The following is an 18,654-nucleotide window of genomic DNA, read 5'->3' as shown; positions in this document are numbered from 1 at the left end:
GCGCGGTCACCACCGCCGCGGCGTCGTGCGGGCCGGATCGGCGCGAACTCCGGCTCGCTCGGCGATGCCGCGAGCGGGGTCGGCGAGCGCGACCACAACGGAACGCCAAGCCTCGTCGACGGCCGGGACCGCCGGAGACAATTCGACGGCGGCGCGCATCCGCGTGCCATCATCGGCGGGCGCTGGAGGTCGAGGCCGCGCGGCGGGTCCGGCCCGAGGATGTCGTGCTCGACCCCGAGGTAGATGTGGAAGGCCCTTCGGGTGATACCAGCTGCTGTTCGGCAGCGTCGAGAGTCGCGCGGTCACGCAGATCGCCCGTGTTCGGCACACCCTGGGCCGCCGCCTGCGAACCTCCGTCACCTCACCCGTCCCCTCCGCCATACTCGACGTCGACTCGGCTCTACGGTGTGCAGATTATTTTCGACGTAGTGTAGACTCGTGGCATGACGCAGACGAAGACCTTTCTGATCACCGGCGTCAGCTCCGGCCTCGACCGGGCATTCGCCGTCAAGGCCCTCGACGCCGGCCACACCGTCGTCGGCACCGTTCGCACACCGGCCGACACCGAGGCGTTCGACGCCCCGCACCCATCCTGAAGATCATCAAGGTGCCGGACCCTCCCGCTCATCTTCTCCCCGGCTCCGACGCACCTCGTCGCGGAACGGCCGTGCGGCCTTCGACCGGGACATCGGGGAACGGACCGAGCCGAGCCGATCCACCGACGGCGCACGGCTCCCCGGCTGAACCGCAAATGTGCATGACCGAACAGTCCCGCGAGGACGGTGTCCCGTACCAACCAGGGAATGGCGTTCCGACGCCAGGAGGATTCATGACGGCCAGACGTATGTGGGCGCTCGACGGCGCCCGGCTTTACCTCGCCACCGCCGACCTGGTGACCGGCGGCGAGGGCGTGCAGGAGATCCCGGCCCCGACATTCCTCATCGAGCACGGGCAAGGGCTGGTGTTGCTCGACACCGGACTCGACCCGGCCGCGGCCGGGCGCGAGGACGAGGTCTACGGCGACCTCAAGCCGTTGGTCCTTGCCCGGTTCGGCCCGGAGCGGGGAGTGGACGCGCAACTCGCCTCGATCGGGAAGTCTCCGGCGGACGTCACCCACGTCGTGGTCTCCCACTGCCATTTCGACCACACCGGCGGGCTGAGGCTGTTCCCGCACGCGAAGCTTCTCATCCACGAGGCGGAATGGCGGTACGCGCACACCGATCCGGGGCCCGCGGTCCGTAAAGCGGACTTCGACGCGACGGCCGATGCCGACTGGCACCTGCTCGCCGGGGATCACGATGTGTTCGGCGATGGCGCTGTCACCTTGGTGTCCCTGCCGGGCCACACTCCGGGAAACTTCGCGCTCCTCGTGCGGTTGCCGTCGCAGACCATCCTGCTGACGGCCGACACCACGCACCTGCGCTGCGCGTACGAAGCCGAACTACCGATGCCGATCGACACCGACCACACCGCGGCCGTGCAGGCGATCGGGGCTCTCAAACGCATCGCGACTCGCGAGTCGGCCCGGGTGTGGATCTGCCACGACCCGGACGACTGGACAGAGTGGGCCGCACCACGCATGTACACCTGAGTTGCCGCTCGGCGAAACAACCGTGGAAGGTCATCGGCGAGGATGCCGCGTGCCGCGCGGAAGTCCAGCATCTCCTGCGTACGAGTCGTGCCGGCCGACGCCGACAGCGTCATCGACCGGCCGAGCGGGGCCGGTGCAGCAAGAAGGCCGGCGAGCTCAGCGACGCCACGATCATCACGACCGGAAGCGCCTTCAGGACGATGTTTCCATGGGCGACGCGGGGCACCTCAGGCGGCGGCTACAGGTGCACCTCACCGCCTGGTGGGCGTGGCGCCGCCGCGCGGGGCGACCGCTTGAACCGGACAGTAGTCCTCGAAGCCTTTGACCGGCCCGGACCGTGACCGACACCGGGACCCCGCCGCGGGTCGCAACGGAGCAGGGGCATGTGACATGGGCCGCCAACACCAGCTCTTCCGTTGCCACCTGGCCGCCCCAGGACACGCCGAGGTGCAGCACGGCGCTGAGGGGCAACCGTCCATCCACTGTGAAGTGCGGGTGCTCGGTCGCAAGTGAACCGCAATACCAAACGTTCTGTCTTTGCCTGCTATAGCGATCGCTACATACAGCGTCGAAGGTGTATCCGTGACACGGCAACGTTGGTCCTTCGAGGACATCCCCGCCCAGCACGGCCGGACCGTCCTCGTCACCGGTGCCAGCACCGGGCTGGGCTTCGCGATCGCCGACGCGCTCGCGCGCCGCGGCGCCCACCTGGTGTTGGCCTGCCGCGACGCCGGACGGGCAGCCGCGGCGGCCGATCGCATCTGGGGCGGCTCCCCCGGCGCCGTCGTGCGCACGCTGCTGGTCGACTTCGCGTCGCTCGCATCGGTCCGCGCCGCCGCTCGCCGGCTGCACGACGAGTACGACCACCTCGATCTACTCGTGAACAACGTCGGCGGCTTTCGCGTGCGATACGAGGTCACCGGAGACGGCTTCGGGTCGACCATCGCCGTGAACCACCTCGGACCTTTCGCGTTCATCGGCCGGGTGCTGGACCTGCTGACCGGCATCCCCGCGTCGCGGGTGGTGACGATCGGCAGCAACGGACACCGGCAGAGCACCATCGACCCGGCCGACCTGCTGGGGCCAACTACACGGATCTACTCGCCGAGCCGCCTGACCATGCGATCGGTCGATCCCGCGCCGGCGGGAGCACCACGGTGCCTCAGCCACTGGGGCCGCGGCAACGGGCCGAAGGCAACACAGTGCGAGGTCTGCCCGTCGTCCTCCGCACCACGGTCGGCAAGCTCCCGGGCGAGCTCAGGGAATTCCCGTAATGCGAGTGGAGCACGACGGCCGATATCCGGCGGTGGCCTCCCCGGCGGCGCACCGACGAACCGAGTTGGTACCACAACATCAGGGACTCACCACTGGTGCAACTCCAGGACGGCGCCGGAGGAAAGTTCCATGCCGGCAGGCTCCTTTCGGGGCAGGCCGGGAACCGTGGTGGCCTCGCGCGGCCGAGGCGTTTCCCCATACGCCGGCTACCAGGTCCGCACGGCGCGTGAGATCCCGCTCGTCCTTCTCGAAGCCTCTTGGGGCAGCGCTACGCAGCGTCAGCCAGGAGCACCACGAGCCGGTCGGTCAGGCGGCGGTCGAAGGGCTGCGGCACCGCCAGCAGCCGGTACCAGAGCACCCCGAAGACCACGTCGGCCGCGAAGCCCGCCGTGACGGTGGCGGGCAGATCGCCCCGTCGGCGGGCCCGTTCGACGAGTGTGGCGAGAGCGGCGCGGCGGCGCTCCAGGAACTCGATGCGAAAGCGTGTGCCGAAGGCGGAGTCGAGCTGCGCTTCGACCATGAGGGCGCGCAGCAACTCGCCGATCTGCGGCGCCCGGGCCAGGGCGAAGCTGTCCTCCAGCATGCACTGCAGGTCGGCGGTCCAGCTACCTTCGTCCGGTAGTGGAATGTGCAACTCGGCCTTGCGCGCGAGGGCCTCCATCAGCACGTCGCCCTTGGACGGCCACCAGCGGTAGATCGTCTGCTTGCCGGTCCCGGCCCGCTGGGCGATCTTCTCGATCGAGACCGCGGCGTATCCCCGTTCGACGACGAGTTCGGTGGCGGCCTGAAGGATGGCGTCCCGGCTGTCCTCACTGCGTCGGCGGCCCGGCCTGCGCCGCTCCGGCTCGGTGTCTTCGGCTGCGTCCATGACCGCACATGCTAACGGATTCGAGACGGGCCGTAGCGATTTAACTCAACGCCCTGCTAGCCTCAAAATCGAACCGAACCGTTCCGATTCGTAGGAGCATCTGCCTTGGACACACCCCGGACCACACTCGTCGTCGGTGGCACTTCGGGCATCGGCCTGGCCGCCGCGCGGCGGCTCGCGGCCGGCGGCGACACCGTGCACGTCGCGAGTCGCAACGCCGCCAGGGTCGCCGCGGTGGCCGACGCCGCGCCGGAACTCGTCGCCCACCGCGTGGACGGCAACGACCCGGCGGCTGTCGCCGAGCTGGCCGCCGGCCTCGCGCCCATCGACGCTCTGGTGGTCACACTCGCCGGCTCCGAGGGTGCCGGCACGCTCGCCGACCTCGACCTCGCCGTACTGCGGCGGGCTTTCGACGCGAAGTTCTGGCCCACGATGACGGTGCTGCAGGCGGCCCTGCCGCACCTGGCCAAGCAAGCGTCCATCACACTCGTCGGCGCGATCAGCGCGCATGCCGCGATGCCCGGCACCGCCGGGCATCGGCGCACTCAACGCGGCCGTGGAAGCACTGGTGCGACCGCTGGCCGTCGAACTCGCCCCGCGGCGGGTGAACGCGGTCTCCCCCGGACTGGTCGACACGCCCTGGTGGAACGAGATGCCCGAACAGGACCGCCTCGACTGGTTCACCGCCGCGGAGGCGGGCCTGCCGGTCGGCCACGTGTCGACCGCGGACGAGATCGCCGATGCGGTGGCCCTGCTGGCGACCAACCCCTCGATAACCGGGACGATCGTCGAGGTCGACGGCGGCGCCCGCTTCGTCCAGCTCTGACGGCGGAGGGCTGCCAGGGCCAGGCCCCTGGCTGCCCTGGCTGTCGTGACTTGTGAGGGTGTGGACGGCGTGTTGGGTTGCCCACGGGAGGACCTCCGGCGCGTGAACCGCGCCGGGCGAACCGGGCCCTGATGCCGGCGGCGTCTACGGCATAGGGAGGTCCGGGCCGTGCGCTGCACCCGGCGCCTGGCCGACGCGAGCACCAGCCATCGTCGGGGCGGCCGCCAGCTGAGCCAGACCCGCACGGTCCCGGCAGCCGCCCGCCGTCATGACCGGTCAGCCCGCCCGCTCACCCGGACCGGTTCCGCCATCCACCCGGCTACGCACGATAGCCGGCCACGTACCTCGCGAACCCGTTGAACTCCATCGCCAGGTGCACCTTGTGCCCCTCGACCATGACCTGCGGTGCGGCCGCGGGCCACGCGCATCCCGCACTGACGGCGACACCGCCGTCGATCCACGGCCTGCCGCCCGAGGAGTGAGATCTGGCCGGCCCGCGTGCGCAGCCGGCCGACGGCGCCTGTCCACGTCGGGCCGCCTCCGCGGGTGACGAGCACGGCCGTGGTACGTGGTCAACGCCGCGGGGGGTGGGCGGGCGCTTGGCCATGGCTTCGTTGAGCAGCCACCTGGAAGCCGGCCCCGGCGGGTCAGGGTTCGATCGCCGCGATCCGCAGCCAGACCACCTCGCAGGTCGCGGCGGCCTGGTCGAGCGCCTCGATGGACACCGCCGACGCGTGGTAGAACGTCCGCTCGACCATCCAGCACACCGCGCCCGCGAGGGCCCGGGCGCCGTCGGGCGCGTCGTGGGCGGCCACGCCGGCACGGACCAGGATCGCCGCGATCGCGTCGATGAAGATCTCCGCCGTCTCCGTCCACAGTGCCCCGAGCTCGGGGATGGTCGAAGCCTGGTCGATCGCGACGCGCATGATCAGGCCGTGCTCGCGCCAGCGGTCGCGGGTGCGGCGCAGGGCCGTCGCGATCGCGTCGCGCGGTGCCGCGGGGTCGTCGGCCGCCGCGCGGGACTTCTCACGCAGGGCCTCGACCGTCCTGGCGAAAAGCGCGACCAGGGCTTCCTGCTTGGAGCTGAAGTAGAAGTACATCGACGCGCGGGAGAGCCCGGCGCGCTCGGCGATGTCGTTGGTCGTGAGCGCGTCGAAGCTCTTGACCGCCAGCAGGTCTTCGAGCACCTCGAGGATCTTCTGCTCGCGCAGGTCCCCTTTGGACGGCGCACCGGACCGCCGCCGGACCGCCTTGCCGGGCATCGCCTCTCCCCTTCCGCCGGTACCGCTCACGATGCCACTGGGGGTCAGTTCGCCGCGATCTGGTGCCCGTCCGGGAAGTCCGTGGACCGCGACAGCTCCTCCCACGCCTCGATGTCCGCGGCCACCGCGGCCCGGCCGCTCGCGACGAGCCGCAGCGCGTCCGACCCGAGCACGAGGTGCACCGGCGGCTTCTCCGCCTCGATCACCGCGAGCACGGCCTCGGCGGCCTTGACGGGGTTGCCCAGCTGGTTGCCGCTGGCGGCCTGACGGGCCGCGCGGATCGGCTCGAACAGTTCGTCGTAGTCCGCGATCGACCGGTCGCTGCGGACCATCGAGCGGCCAGCCCAGTCCGTCCGGAACGAGCCGGGCTCGATGATCGTCACCCGCACCCCGAACCCGGCGACCTCTTTGGACAGTGTCTCCAGCATGCCCTCCACCGCGTACTTGCTGCCGCAGTAGTACGCCAGCCCGGGCACGGTCATCAACCCGCCCATCGAGCTGACGGCGAAGATGTGCCCCGAGCGCCGCTTGCGCATGCCCGGCAGGACGGCGTGGACGGTGGCCGCGACGCCGAAGACGTTGACCTCGAACTGCGCGCGCAGCTCGGCCATCGGGGACTCCTCGAACACGCCCTCGTGGCCGTAGCCGGCGTTGGCGATCAGGACATCGATCGGGCCGACGGTGCGCTCGACCTCGGCAACCACGGAGGCGACCGCATCGTCATCGGTTACGTCGAGCTGTCGACCATGAGCACGCCCGGGCCCCAAAGCCTCGAACTTCTCCAGGTCTTCGGGCTTGCGGACAGTGCCGACAACGGTGTGCCCGGCCGCCAGCGCGCCCTGCGCGAACGCGCGGCCCAGGCCGCTGCTGGCCCCGGTGATCAGAAAGGTTCGCTTCGTCATGTCCCCGACTCTACACCACGTAGAGAAAACTCTACAGTGTGTCGACTGTCGCATGCCCTGCCCGCCGGGACGCCCCCATCGCGGCCGCGCCCCACCGGAAGCAAAGCGTGAACAAATAGTCAAAGGTGACCGCACAAAGTGTCGTTTGTCTTCGGCTGAGCACCTCCTTAACCTGAGCACACCCATTCGGGTTTCAGCCGGACGAACGCCGAAGAAGAAATGCGGGGACATGTTCCGAGAAAGCCTGCGAGGGATTCGCGTGCTCGACTTCACCCACATCGTGGCCGGCCCCGTCTGCACGATGACGCTGGCCGACCTCGGCGCGGACGTCGTGAAGGTCGAGCCGCTGACCGGGGAGATCGGGCGGCGGGTGGGCCCGCCGTGGCTCGACGACCAGAGCGTCATCTCCCTGAGCGTCAACCGGAACAAACGCAGTCTCGCCATCGATCTGAAATCACTTGACGGAAAGCGTGCCCTACGGCGGATGATTTCACGAGCGGACGTACTGGTCGAAAGTTTCCGGCCCGGCGTCATGCGCGCGCTCGGACTCGGCCACGCCTCCCTCTCCGCCATCAACCCCGCGCTCGTCTACTGCTCGATCTCCGCGTTCGGCCAGGAGAGCCCGGCCCGCGACCGCCCCGGCGTCGACGGGGTGATGCAGGCCGTCACCGGGCTGATGAGCACGCTGGGCCACCCGGATTCCGGACCGGCGAAGGTGCAGGTCCCGGTGGCCGACATGGTGACCGGCTACCTCGCGGCGATCGCGGTCCTCGCGGCCCTGCGCGAAGTCCGCGACGGGAAGCGCGGCCAGCACCTCGACGTCAGCCTGTACAACGCGACGATCATGCTCCAGCAGGTCAGCTTCGCTTCGTTCCTGACCTCCGCGACCGAACCGAAGCCGCTCGGCAGCGCCGCGCCCTACGCCGCGCCGAACGAGGCGCTGCGCACGGCCGACGGCTGGATCATGGTCGCCGCCTACGACCCCAAGCGCTGGGCCGCGCTGTGCCGGGCGCTCGACGCCCCCGGCCTGCCGTCGGATCCCCGGTTCGCCACCAACGCCGACCGCGTCGCCCACCGGACGGCACTGCGTACCGAGCTGAACCGCCTGTTCTCCCGGCGCACCACCGCGTCGTGGCTGGAGATCCTGCCCGCCCGGGACATCCTGTGCGCGCCCGTCGCCGGGTACCGGGAGGTCGTCGAATCCGAGGAATACCGCTCGAGCGGCGTCGAGACGACCGCGGGCGGGGTCCGGATGCCGGGGTTCGTGCTCGGTCCGTCCCAGCCGGCCGGGCCGCCGGACCGGCCAGCGCCCCGGCCGGGCCAGCACTCGGCGGCCGTCCTCGCCGAGTACGGGCTGTCCGAAGCCGAGGTGGCCCGCCTGGACGACCGCGGCGTGATCGGCGACCACCACCGGCGGCCCGATGCCGCCGCGAGCTGAGGAGCGTTTCGTGAACGACCGACACCCACCCGTCCGGACCGCGCACGACGACCGGGTCGCGGTGGTCACCCTGGCCTCGGCGAACCCGCTGAACCCGCTGGCCGACGACCTCGTGGTCGAACTGCTCCGCATCGACGCGGATCCCGCGATCCGGGCCACCGTCCTCACCGGATCCTCGAAGGCCTTCGCCACGGGCGCGGACGTCGAGGCCATGGCGCCACTGCACTACGCCACCGCGTTCCGCGCCCTGGGCGGCGGCTGCGAGCTCGCGATGATGTGCGACGTCGTCGTCGCCGCCGAAGACGCGCGGTTCGGCCAGCCGGAGGTCGTCCTCGGCCTCGTCCCCGGGGCCGGCGGGACGCAGCGGCTCCCCCGCGCGGCCGGCAAGTCGCTGGTGATGCAGATGTGCCCGACCGCCGCGCCGATCCGCGCCGCGGAAGACCCCGCCTTCGCCGACGAATGAACGGACAGCCGATGAACGACGAACATCCCCTCGTGACGACCGGCCTCGCGGACGGTGTCCTCACGATCACCCTCGACGCCCCGGACACCGGCAACGCCCTCGACATCGCGATGACGGAGGCGGTCGCCGGAGCGCTCGAGGACGTCCCGAACACACCCGACGCGCACTGCGTGCTGCTGCGGTCCTCGGGACCGCACTTCTGCACCGGCGGCAACGTCAAGGACATGGCCCGCGGCGCCGACCTGATGGCCGGGACGACCACCGACATCCAGGACCGGCTGCGCCTCGGCCTGCACCGGATCACGCGCGCGCTGCGCGACCTCGAAGTCCCTTCGGTCGCCGCGATCAACGGCGCCGCCGTCGGAGCCGGGTTCGACCTCGCCCTGATGTGCGACGTGCGCGTCGCGGCCCGGTCCGCCCGGTTCGCCGAGAGCTTCCTCCGGCTGGGCCTCGTGTCCGGTATCGGCGGTGCGTGGTTCCTGGCCAGGGCCGTCGGCGTGGCCAAGGCCATGGAACTGACCCTGACCAGCGAGTTCATCTCCGCCGAGGCGGCGGCCGGGCTGCGCATCGTCTCGCGGGTCGTCGACGACGCCCGGCTGGGGGACGAAGCCGCCGACCTCGCTCGCACGATCGCCGCCCAGCCACCGCGCGCGCTGCGCATGGCCAAGCGGCTGGTCCGGGAGTCGGCGGAGACCACCCTGCCCGCCGCGCTGGAGCTGGCGGCCGCGCTGCAGGCCATCCTCCTGTCCGGCGACGAGCACCGCACCACCGTCAAGCAGTTCCTGGAGAACCGGCGCTGACCATCTCGACGAGGAGATGCCATGAAGAACCGCACCACCACGTCCCCATCCGGGATGACGAGGATCGTCGGGGCCTCGAGCATCGGCACGATGCTCGAGTACTACGACTTCTTCGTCTACGTCGCCCTCACCGGCACGCTCACCAAGCTGTTCCTGCCGGCGAGCGACCCGGTCGTGGCCACCCTGCTCGCCTCCGCCACCTTCGGCGTGTCCTACCTGGCCCGCCCGCTGGGCACGGTCATCTTCAGCCCCATGGCCGACCGCATCGGGCGGAAGAAGACGTTCGTGGTCACCCTCGGCGTGATGGGGGTCGCGACCGTCGCCATCGGCTGCCTGCCCACGTACGCGGCAGCCGGGATCTTCGCCCCGGCCGCCCTGTTGTTCCTGCGCGTCGTCCAAGGCGTCGGGCTCGGCGGTGAATACGGGTCAGCGGTCGTCTACGTCACCGAGCACGCTCCCGCCGGACGGCGCGGGCGGTACACCAGCGTGCTGCAGAGCACCGCGACCGTCGGCCTGCTCGTCGCGCTGGTCCTCGTCTCCCTGCTCAAGGTGACCCTCGACGCCGAGACCTTCCTCGGCTGGGGCTGGCGGGTGCCGTTCCTGCTGTCCGCGCCGATCGTGCTCGTCGCGACCCTGGTCCGGTTGCGGATGAGCGAAACGCCGGTCTTCACCGAACTGCGGAACTCCGGGCAGCTGGCGAAGTCGCCGCTGCTGGACACCGTGCGCACGTGGAAGTCGTGGAAAGCCATCCTGCTGGCCACGTTCGGCGCGCAGGGCGGTACCTCGGTGACGCTCTACACCTCGGTCATCTACATGCTCTACTTCCTGCAGACCGTGCTCAAGGTGGACGAGACCCGGACCAACGTCTGCCTGGCGATCGCCATCCTGATCGCGGCGCCGTGCTACCCGCTCTTCGGCGCGATGTCCGACCGTGTCGGCCGCTCCCGGGTGATGCTGCTCGGCATTGTCCTGTGGATGGTCGCGGCCTACCCGGCGTTCGCCGGGATCCGGGCGGCGGTCCACGGTTCGTCCTGGACGGCCGTCACGGCGATCATCACCGTGCTGGCGATCCTGACCGCCATGGTGATGGCCCCGCTGCCGGCGTTCATCACCGAGCAGTTCCCGCCCCAGAGCCGCACGACCGGGTTCGGCTTCGCCCAGCAGCTCGGGAACATCCTCTTCGGCGGCTTCCTGCCGTTGATCAGCCTGTCCCTGGTCTCGTGGACGGGGAACCAGCTGGCGGGAGTCGGCTACTCGATCGTCTCCCTGCTCCCCTGCCTGGCCGTCACGCTGTTCTGGGGGGTCCGTTCGGAGCGGGCGCGGACCACCCGGCCGGGTGCGTCGCCGGTGACCTCGGCGAGCACGGAAACCTCCGGTGGCGTATTACGCTGATGAGCGTGACCGTCCGCCGCGATCCCCTGCCGCCGTTGAACCCCACGCGGGTGTTCGCGACGACGGGGCGGCTGCTGAGCATCTCGAAGGCGGCGGCCGAGCTCTCGGTGACGCCCGCCGCGGTCAGCCGCCAGGTGCGTGCGCTCGAGCACTACCTGGGGGTGCCCCTGTTCCACCGCGTGCACGGCGGGTTGGAGCTGACCGCGGCGGGTTCGCGCTACCTGGCCGACATCACCCCGCTGTTCACCGCGTTGGAGAAGGCGACCGAAGCGGTCCGCGCCGGCGTTCCGGGCGCCACGCTGAAGATCCGGTCTCCCGCCACCTTCGCGGTGCGCTGGCTGATTCCCCGGTTCGCGAGTTTCCACCGCGCCCACCCCGACATCGACGTCCGGCTGACCACCTCCCCGGCCCCGATCGATCTCGACCGCGAGGACATCGACGCGGGCGTCCAGCTCGGCGACGGCGACTGGCCCAGGCTGTTCAGCCAGCGGCTCATCCGGAACGAGCTGGTGCCCGTGGCCGCCCCCCGGCTGCGGACCGCCGCCAAGGCGGGCGACGCCACCCTGCTCCACTCACTGGCGCGGCTCGACGACTGGGCGGTGTGGTTCGAGGCGGCCGGGATGGACACCGCGAACGCCTACAGTGGAATGAAGTACGAGACTTCGCTGCTGGCCTACCAAGCCGCGCTCGAAGGCCACGGCGTCGCCATCGCCCAGCAGGCCCTCGTCGAGAAGGAACTGGCCGACGGATCGCTCGTGACCCCGTTCGACTTCGTCCTCGATCGAGGGCGCTACACCTACTATTTCGTGTGGCGGGCGGACCGGCCGCAGTCCCCGGCGGTCGTCGCCTTCCGCCGCTGGCTGGCTTTCGTCGTCGGTCCGTGATCCGCCCGATCCGCGCACCGGCAGCGCTGCGGAGCAGCAAGTGAAGTGCGCCAGGGAAGGAGAGCCAGATCCCGGAGCTCGCGGGTGAGGATCGGCTGGTAGGCGGCTGGCGCGACGGCCACCACCACGCCGTCGGGTCCGCCCGCCGCGAGCATCTTCTCGACCGAGGTGTGGTGTCTGCCGGCGCCCCAGCGTCCGGGCGCGGACCGCGACGAGATCGAACCCGGCCTCGATGATCGACGGGTACAGGGCGTTGTTCGCGTGCCGGCCCGCGCCCACCACACCGACCCTCACGACGCGCCGGTCCGATCGCCGTGCAGGAGCCGATCGATGCGGCTCGCGGTCTCGCCGAAGATCTGTTCCAGGACATCGGGCTGCTGGTACGCCCGCACGATGGCCGCCGACCACAGGCTCGCGACGTCGAGGTACTCCGGCATGGGAGTGGGCAGCACCCGGGCAGTCGCGCGGAGGATCTCGAGGCTGTTGTCCCCGAAACCGTTCCACCGGGCGGCGGCGGCGCGGTACGCGTCATCGTCCCAAGTGCTCTGCCGCGTCGGGTTCATGTTGCCCTCCAGCGCCGCCCGCGCGAGAAAGGCCGGGGAGCTGGCCCATTCGATGAACCTCCACGCACGGGCTTTGTCGTGTGAGGCGCTGTTCATCACCAGCGACCAGGTCCACATGTTCGCCGCCCGCTCACCGCCGGGCCCCAGTGGCGGCCTGGTGTACGCCACCCGCCCGCGAACCTTCGAGTCGGCTCCCTCGACAATGGCGACGTAGTGGTCGGAGTCGACGATCATGCCGTACTGACCGGCCGCGAAGTCGCGGGCGACATCGAGCCAGTGCCCGTCGGGGAACCGCACCGGGCCGGACGCCCTGGCCGCCGCGACGAAGTCCCGGGTCGCGGCGAGCACTTCCGGACTGGCCAGCGCGCTGCGGCCCGCGTCGTCGAAGTCCGTCCCGCCGTAGGACCACACCTGGGTCGCGTAGCCGGTGTACATCGTGTGCCAGGTCGCAGTGCCGCGCTGCGCGAATCCGCGGACGCCGGGCAACTTTTCCGCGATCCGCGCGGCAGCGGCGAAGTACTCCGCCCACGTCGATGGCGGCTCGCCGAGACCCGCCTGCTCCAGCACGTCCGGCAGGTAGGCCAGGTTGTAGGTCTCCCAGTTGACCGGGATTTCGAGCAAGGGACCGGATCCGAGTGCGTCGCCACGCCGTCCGGTCCAGCGGTTGGCGGCCACGAGGGACGGCAGGAAGTCGCCCGGCCGGTAGTCGTCGCCGCACGAATCGAGGTATGCGTCGAGCGGTTCGACGATGCCCTCGCCGGCGAGCTTCCACATCGAGACGGGTCCCGACATGAACACATCCGGCGCGGACTCCCCGCGAAGCCGGCTGCGCAGCGCGTCGAGCGTGTTGGTGACGTAATCCGTCTCGGGAATGATCTCGAGCGCCACGGACTCCCCCGTGAGCTCTTCGTACTCGTTCACGTGCCGGGCGAGGGTGGCGACATACGCGTCGTTGTCGGGGCCGATGAAGCGAACCACGTTCTGCTGTCTCCTTTGAATGAGTCGGCACGGGTGCCGAGGGGAACGGCGAAGGGCTGGCGGTACGCGCCGGTCGTCAGGCCGAGAACCGGCGTCGCGCACGTTCATGGAGCAGCGCGACGATTTCGTAGAGCACGATCACGGTCACGGTCACGGCGACCACATCGGCCCAGAGGCGGGTGTAGTCGAAGGTGGTGGTGGCGATCGTCATTGCGTGGGAGATCCCGGTCCTGGTGACCAGCGATTCGGCCACCAGCGCGCCGAAGAGCGCGAGCGGGATGCTGATCCGCGCAGCGTTGAGGATTCCCGGTACGGCGCCGGGAATCCGGCCGAAGCGGGGCCGCCCATCGGCCACCGCACGAGCAGCCGCAGGATGGTCGACTTCCCGCACCCGGAGCGCCCGATCAAGCTCACGAACTGGTTCTCGTCCACCGTCAAGCTGACACCGCCGAGCGTGTCGACTCGCCGGCGCCTCGCGTGAAGGTCTCGGTCACGTTGTCGAGCTGAATCCCCACGGTCGCGGCCATCGGGTCTCCTCGTGTTTCCGTGGTCGGTGTTGGACGTCGTTGACGCGGCTTGCCCGCCAGCGAGACGATGCGGCGCGGGTCCTTCTGGTACATCGCGCCGATGCCCCGGAACGAGGCACCGTTCCGGTTGTCCCCGGCGATCTCGGTCGGCGACGACACCCCGAACTGCACGGCCCCGTTGACCCGCTGGGTCAGCACGGAGACCGCCGACGGGCCGCCGGGGACGAACCTGACGGAAGAGAAGCCGACCTTCTGGTAGTAACCCCTTGGTGTCAGCGACGTACGAACCTGCCTGCGTGACGTCGTACAGCCAGGAAAAGCCGTATGTAAGCTCTCCGAGGCCGCCGCCCGAACCCGGACTGGTCGACGTGCCGCAGTCGGCGAGCGCGACTCCGGCGGTCGTGGCGAGGCCGAGCCACAGCAGCCCGCGACGTGACATCGCGCCCCGGGGAAGGTCGAGCTGAACGGTCATGGCCTTGGTCCCTACTGGTGGTTGGCGCCGTAGGCGGTCGGGCGGAGACGCTCGAGCTCGGCGGTGAACTCGGCGCGAAGGTGTTCAACGGTGGTGTCGTCGGCGAAGCTGGCGTCGAGACCCGCCAGCGCGTACTGTTCGGCGTCCGCGACGGTCCAGCCGAGCTGCGCGGCCGCATCGATGAAGTCCTCGTGCAGCTCCGGGCCGATGAGGGCCGGGTCGTCGGAGTTGAGGCACAGGTTCAGCCCGGCGGCCGCCATGGCCGCGACATCGCGCCGCCTGCCTTCGACCTCGAGCTCGGGGTAATCGATGAACCAGCACGCCGAATACGGGATCCGCGAGGCCGCGGTGCGGGCGAGCAGCGCGGAGTCGAGCAGGGCCGCGTACCCGTGGTCGATGCGATCCACCCCGAGCAGATCCAGGCACTCGACCATCTCGGTGGGGTCGCCGTGCTCGCCGGCGTGCGCGGTGAGTTTGAGGCCCGCGGCACGCGCGAGGTCGTAGGCCGCGACGAACTCCGCCGGCCGTCCGGCCTTCTCGTCGCCGTCCAGCCCGATCGCGACGACCTCGGGGTGGGGGTGCGCGAGTACCTCGCGGACGAGGTTCAGCGCGGCCTCCCCGCCGAACTGACGGTTGATCGCGACCACGATCCGGGAAATGACGCCGGTCTCTTCCCGGGCTGCGCGCGCCCCGGCGAGGATCCCGCCCACCATCTCGTCGTAGGTCAGCTCGGGATGGTTCTGCGGGTTGAAAGCCATCTCACGGTAGCGAAGCCCGCCCTCGGCCGCGGTCACGAGGCTCTCGTACGTAACCGCTTCGAAGTCCTCGGCAGTCTGCATCGACCTGCACACGGCGAGGTAGATCTTCAGGCCCTCGTCGAAGTCCCGGAAGCGGTAGCGGTCGCCCCCGTCCCGGGCTCCGGCGGGAAGTGCGACGCCGTGTCGCTCGGCGAGACGGACCGCCGTCCTCGGCGGGACACACCCCTCCAGGTGGCAGTGGACCTCGGCCTTCGGCAGCGCGCGGAGGTAGTCCGCGCTCAGACCGCCCCGATCTGCCGGTGCCGTCGGGTTGGGCATTGCGCTCACGCCGTCTCCTCCTCGGTCAAGGTGCAGTGAGATCAGGTGTCACTGAATCCAGTGTCATGAAACGATTCAAACCATTGCCCTGAATCGTGGTTTCCAGTTTTCAAGGGATGCAGAGCCGACGAGACAACACTTCGCTGACTCCTCGTCAATGAAGTCAGACTCAACCTGCAGCTCAGCAGTCGCCGATCCACCCAGCGGGTCCGGCCAGCGGCACCGTAGCTGTTGCGGCACGCTACCAGATCCGACCGACAGGTTGGTAGGTCTGTTACCGGCGACGCAGGGCGCCCTCCGGGACCGGCATCACAGCTACAGCTGAGCCGGGATACTTCCTCGAAGCAGCTCGTCGAACAACGCGATGCCGGCCTCGACGTCGATCTCGCCGGGGTCCTCGAGCCACTGCATCTCCAGGCCCTCGATGACCGCCAGCAGCAGCGCGGACAGCAGCCGCGGATCGACGTGCGACCGGAGCTCGCCACGAGCCGAGGACGCCTCGAGAGCCGTCGTCATCGCAGCCCGCAGGCGACGCGAACGGCGCACCAGCCACTCGTGAGCGGGGTGTTCCGGATCCACGGCCTCAGCCCGGAGAGCATGAGCGAGCAGAATCAGATCGCGGTCCTGCAGGATCCGACGCAACCTCGCCCGCACCCCGGCGATCAAGGACACCACCGAGTCGGCCGCGGCGTCCTCGTCCAGCGCCAACTCGACGTCGCGTTCGTCCAGCAGAGCGGTGAGGATCGCTTGCTTGTTGGCGAAATGGTGCAGCACGCCGGCGCGTGACAGCTCCGAACGTCGCGCGATCGCGTCGACCGTCGCGGCGCGAAATCCGCGCGCGGCGAAGACGGCGTGTGCGGCATCCAAGATCCGCCGGCGAGCGAATTCCCCATCGCTCATCGAGGAAAGCGTGCGGGCCATGGCGTCCAGCGTAGCGCCGAGCCGGTCCCCCGCCGACGCGAGCGACGTCGTCACCAAGCACGGCGCCTCCCACCGGGTCACCCGGAGCGAGCAGCTGTCCGGCCGGTTGCACCCGCACCCGATCCGCGTTCGGGTACTCCGTCTCGGTGGCATGAACAGGTTCACACGTCCGGCTGAGCACGCACCTGCCCCGCTCGAGGCGAGCCCGGGTTTGGCCGGGAAGCCGTCCTGCACCGAACCGGTCGTCCACTCCTCCCCCGGCTCGCGGGCCACCGCCCGACAACGCCGCCCCCCAGGCCGCGGCCGGGCGCGGTCGACGCGGGCCGTGGGCATCACCGGTTGAGAGCGCGACGCCACCGGCGGGGACCCGGCGGCCAGCAGGACCTTCCCGCCGGAAGCCCGGGTGCGCAGGCAGGACCAGCCCGGCCCGAGTGCCGACACGCAGCACCTGGCCGCGTTCGACAGTTTCACGAACCGTGCTCCCGCGCCGGCCAGCACCAGGAGGTTCACCGTCTCGCGCACCTCCGCCACCAGGTCCCACAGGTGCGGCGACGCGGTCACCCACACCCGCGACACCGGCAGCCCCGCCCCGGCGTGGTAGTGCCCGTGGGGAGCCTGCTCGAATGAAGTCGCGGCACACCTACACCGCCGCGCCACACCGGGTTCGAATGGCACCCGCGACATCCAGCCAGGACGCTTCACTGACCGAGGTCATGGTGAAGTCGGCACGCGAACGCGAGGCATCCGTTCTCGCAGGATGTCTTCCACGTCCTCACGAGACAACGTATCCAACGGTGCCCCGGTTTCGGTGATCCGGCCGAGCAGGTCGACGGGCGATTCGTTGAACCGGAGAGTGTTGGCGGCACCTGGGATCGTGCCGTCCTCGATCAGGTAGACGCCGTCGCGGGTGAGGCCGGTGAGGAGCAGGCTTCGGGGATTCACGCGGCGGATGCAGGACAGGCGCGCCACCAGGAGCCCGCGTTCGGTCGAGCCGGCGAGTCGTCGATCGTCACGGTCCCACCGCCGTCGCGCACCAAGTCGGGTACGAAGTGCGCGGCCTCGTGCGTTTCGGTTGCCAGGTATCGCGGCCGCATCCCGCCCGCCGGGGACGTGCGCCGCGCGGCGCAGCTGGGCGAGGAACTCCGCGCGATCCGCCGCCGGGTCGCGCCACCGCGAGAGGTCGGTCAACGGGCACCGCTCAGCCCCGGCGCGCGGGCACCAGCTCCAGTTCGACGGACACCGCGCCCAGCTCGGGCATCCGGGCACCCTCACGGCGGCCGGTCGCGGTGAACGACGTGGTCCGGTCGAGCAGTTCCTCCAGGGCGATCCGCAGCATGAGCCGTGCCATCGACGCGCCGGGGCAGCGGTGCCGTCCGCGGCCGAAGGCGAGGTGGTCGGCGACGTTGGGCCGCCCGAGGACGAACACGTCGGGGTCGTCGAAGACCGCGGCGTCGCGGTTGGCGGAGGCGTAGGTGAGGGTGATCGGTTCACCGGGCAGGATCTCGCGCCCGCCGATCTCGACCGGCTCGGCGGCGGTGCGGGCAAATCCGCGGTAGGGCGCGTACAGCCGCAGGAACTCCTCGAGCGCCGCGGGGATCAGCGAGGGCTCGTTGCGCAGCTTCGCTTGCAGCGCCTGGTCTTCGCCGAGGTGCAGCGCGATCGACCCGATGACGATCGGCGGCGCGACCATGCCCACCACCAGGGACTGCCGCAACGCCCCGACGACGTGTTCCTCCTCCAGCGGGACGCCGTCGGCGCGTTCGGCCAGCAACGAGCTGGCCGGGTCCTCCTCGACCGGTCGCGGGGTGCGCCTGCGGTCGGCCACCAGGTCCCGCGCCATCCGGTACATGCGCTGGCTCATCTCGTTGACGACCTCGCGGTCCTGCAGCCGCCAGGCCTGCACCCACCGCGCGGCGGTGGCGGCGAGCACCGGAGCCAGATCGGGGTCGAGGTTGAGCCATTCCGTGGTGACCCACGCCGGGAACCGGGCGCCGAACTCCTGCGCGATGTCGCCCGAACCGCGCTCCAGCAACGGCGCGAGCTGCTCGACCGCGTGCCGGCGCAGCACCGGTTCCAGGGCATCCAGCCGCTGCCGGGACAGGGTGGCGTCCAGCGCGCGGCGGAAGGGTTTGTGCTCGGGCGCGTCGAAGTTCAGCGGTGGACGGCGCAGTCCCCGCGGATCGCTCGGCACGACGGCCTTGACCGACGACCGGAACGTGGTGTCGTCCAGCGCCGCGGCTTTGACGTCCGCGTACCGGGTCAGTGCCCAGAAGCCGCCGTAGCGGGAGCTGAAGGCGACCGGGCAGCGTCCGCGGAGGTCACGGTAGAGGGCGTGGACCTCGTCCGGATCGTCGCTGCTGGAGGGATCGAAGTCCTCCGGGATGTCACGGTGCACTCCGGCCTGCGTCATGGTTCT

At 70.4% G+C, this 18,654-nt stretch carries 19 protein-coding genes and 2 pseudogenes; 10 read left to right on the top strand and 11 right to left on the bottom strand.

The genetic code is table 11. The annotated features are described in order from the left end of the window. Positions 1 to 6: 6 nt before the first annotated feature. On the bottom strand, positions 7 to 159 hold the full coding sequence (locus HNR02_RS25170) for a hypothetical protein (RefSeq protein ID WP_179775576.1): 153 nt from the start codon (positions 157 to 159) through the stop codon (positions 7 to 9). A 284-nt stretch (positions 160 to 443) separates the two neighbouring features. Here HNR02_RS25170 and HNR02_RS25165 point away from each other — a divergent pair, with 284 nt between their 5' ends. The 3 genes and pseudogenes from HNR02_RS25165 to HNR02_RS25155 all read left to right on the top strand — a co-directional run. Next, complete coding sequence (locus HNR02_RS25165; protein WP_376772917.1) at positions 444 to 596, top strand: hypothetical protein; 153 nt, start codon at positions 444 to 446, stop codon at positions 594 to 596. Positions 597 to 829: 233 nt separating this feature from the next. Then, complete coding sequence (locus HNR02_RS25160) at positions 830 to 1,591, top strand: N-acyl homoserine lactonase family protein (protein WP_179775575.1); 762 nt, start codon at positions 830 to 832, stop codon at positions 1,589 to 1,591. 582 nt (positions 1,592 to 2,173) lie between these two features. Further along, a pseudogene (locus HNR02_RS25155) lies at positions 2,174 to 2,635 on the top strand (SDR family NAD(P)-dependent oxidoreductase); the annotation flags it as partial. A gap of 499 nt (positions 2,636 to 3,134) precedes the next feature. Here the strand turns inward: HNR02_RS25155 and HNR02_RS25150 are convergent. Continuing rightward, on the bottom strand, positions 3,135 to 3,734 hold the full coding sequence (locus HNR02_RS25150) for a TetR/AcrR family transcriptional regulator (protein ID WP_179775574.1): 600 nt from the start codon (positions 3,732 to 3,734) through the stop codon (positions 3,135 to 3,137). Positions 3,735 to 3,839: 105 nt separating this feature from the next. Between HNR02_RS25150 and HNR02_RS36215 the strand changes: the two are divergent. Beyond that, positions 3,840 to 4,208: pseudogene (locus tag HNR02_RS36215) on the top strand (SDR family NAD(P)-dependent oxidoreductase); the annotation flags it as partial. A 34-nt stretch (positions 4,209 to 4,242) separates the two neighbouring features. After that, the gene (locus HNR02_RS36210) at positions 4,243 to 4,560 is read left to right on the top strand and encodes an SDR family oxidoreductase (RefSeq protein WP_281377278.1); all 318 of its coding nucleotides are present in this window, start codon (positions 4,243 to 4,245) and stop codon (positions 4,558 to 4,560) included. A 647-nt stretch (positions 4,561 to 5,207) separates the two neighbouring features. Here the strand turns inward: HNR02_RS36210 and HNR02_RS25140 are convergent. Both HNR02_RS25140 and HNR02_RS25135 read right to left on the bottom strand, forming a co-directional pair. Then, entirely contained in the window at positions 5,208 to 5,822 is a 615-nt protein-coding gene (locus HNR02_RS25140) for a TetR/AcrR family transcriptional regulator (protein WP_179775573.1), read from the bottom strand. A 44-nt stretch (positions 5,823 to 5,866) separates the two neighbouring features. Continuing rightward, the gene (locus HNR02_RS25135; RefSeq protein WP_179775572.1) at positions 5,867 to 6,724 is read right to left on the bottom strand and encodes an oxidoreductase; all 858 of its coding nucleotides are present in this window, start codon (positions 6,722 to 6,724) and stop codon (positions 5,867 to 5,869) included. Between the two features lie 229 nt (positions 6,725 to 6,953). On the opposite strand from HNR02_RS25135, the gene HNR02_RS25130 reads away from it, so the two are divergent. Genes HNR02_RS25130 through HNR02_RS25110 form a run of 5 tightly spaced genes read left to right on the top strand, consistent with a single transcriptional unit; the run spans position 6,954 to position 11,701 of the window. Then, on the top strand, positions 6,954 to 8,162 hold the full coding sequence (locus HNR02_RS25130; RefSeq protein WP_179775571.1) for a CaiB/BaiF CoA transferase family protein: 1,209 nt from the start codon (positions 6,954 to 6,956) through the stop codon (positions 8,160 to 8,162). Positions 8,163 to 8,172: 10 nt separating this feature from the next. Next, positions 8,173 to 8,625, top strand: a complete 453-nt coding sequence (locus HNR02_RS25125; protein WP_312861127.1) for an enoyl-CoA hydratase-related protein — start codon at positions 8,173 to 8,175, stop codon at positions 8,623 to 8,625. 11 nt (positions 8,626 to 8,636) lie between these two features. Then, positions 8,637 to 9,425: an enoyl-CoA hydratase-related protein gene (locus tag HNR02_RS25120; protein ID WP_179775569.1), complete on the top strand. Its 789-nt coding sequence runs from the start codon at positions 8,637 to 8,639 to the stop codon at positions 9,423 to 9,425. 21 nt (positions 9,426 to 9,446) lie between these two features. Continuing rightward, the gene (locus HNR02_RS25115; RefSeq protein ID WP_179775568.1) at positions 9,447 to 10,817 is read left to right on the top strand and encodes an MFS transporter; all 1,371 of its coding nucleotides are present in this window, start codon (positions 9,447 to 9,449) and stop codon (positions 10,815 to 10,817) included. Positions 10,818 to 10,822: 5 nt separating this feature from the next. After that, positions 10,823 to 11,701 carry a LysR substrate-binding domain-containing protein gene (locus HNR02_RS25110; protein ID WP_218903091.1) on the top strand — a complete coding sequence of 293 codons (879 nt, stop codon included), beginning with the start codon at positions 10,823 to 10,825 and terminating at the stop codon, positions 11,699 to 11,701. 290 nt (positions 11,702 to 11,991) lie between these two features. On the opposite strand, the gene HNR02_RS25105 is transcribed toward HNR02_RS25110, so the two are convergent. From HNR02_RS25105 to HNR02_RS25075, 7 genes are all read right to left on the bottom strand, one after another. Beyond that, complete coding sequence (locus HNR02_RS25105; RefSeq protein WP_179775566.1) at positions 11,992 to 13,242, bottom strand: ABC transporter substrate-binding protein; 1,251 nt, start codon at positions 13,240 to 13,242, stop codon at positions 11,992 to 11,994. 76 nt (positions 13,243 to 13,318) lie between these two features. Then, positions 13,319 to 13,633, bottom strand: coding sequence for an ABC transporter permease subunit (locus HNR02_RS35660; RefSeq protein ID WP_312861126.1), 315 nt, complete (start codon positions 13,631 to 13,633; stop codon positions 13,319 to 13,321). A 43-nt stretch (positions 13,634 to 13,676) separates the two neighbouring features. Next, a complete protein-coding gene (locus HNR02_RS36835) occupies positions 13,677 to 14,045 on the bottom strand; it encodes an ABC transporter substrate-binding protein (RefSeq protein ID WP_179776114.1) in 369 nt (122 codons plus the stop codon). A gap of 207 nt (positions 14,046 to 14,252) precedes the next feature. Further along, positions 14,253 to 15,317 (bottom strand): adenosine deaminase, encoded by a 1,065-nt coding sequence (add, locus tag HNR02_RS25090; protein ID WP_179776113.1) that lies wholly within the window; start codon positions 15,315 to 15,317, stop codon positions 14,253 to 14,255. Positions 15,318 to 15,632: 315 nt separating this feature from the next. Beyond that, positions 15,633 to 16,913 (bottom strand): TetR/AcrR family transcriptional regulator, encoded by a 1,281-nt coding sequence (locus tag HNR02_RS36565; RefSeq protein WP_179775564.1) that lies wholly within the window; start codon positions 16,911 to 16,913, stop codon positions 15,633 to 15,635. A 36-nt stretch (positions 16,914 to 16,949) separates the two neighbouring features. Then, on the bottom strand, positions 16,950 to 17,426 hold the full coding sequence (locus tag HNR02_RS25080; RefSeq protein WP_179775563.1) for a metallopeptidase TldD-related protein: 477 nt from the start codon (positions 17,424 to 17,426) through the stop codon (positions 16,950 to 16,952). A gap of 10 nt (positions 17,427 to 17,436) precedes the next feature. Further along, positions 17,437 to 18,648 (bottom strand): cytochrome P450, encoded by a 1,212-nt coding sequence (locus HNR02_RS25075; RefSeq protein ID WP_179775562.1) that lies wholly within the window; start codon positions 18,646 to 18,648, stop codon positions 17,437 to 17,439. Positions 18,649 to 18,654 lie beyond the last annotated feature (6 nt).

The organism is Amycolatopsis endophytica, from assembly GCF_013410405.1.
Taxonomy (GTDB): Bacteria; Actinomycetota; Actinomycetes; order Mycobacteriales; family Pseudonocardiaceae; genus Amycolatopsis_E; species Amycolatopsis_E endophytica.
This window is presented reverse-complemented; position numbering and strand designations above follow the sequence as displayed.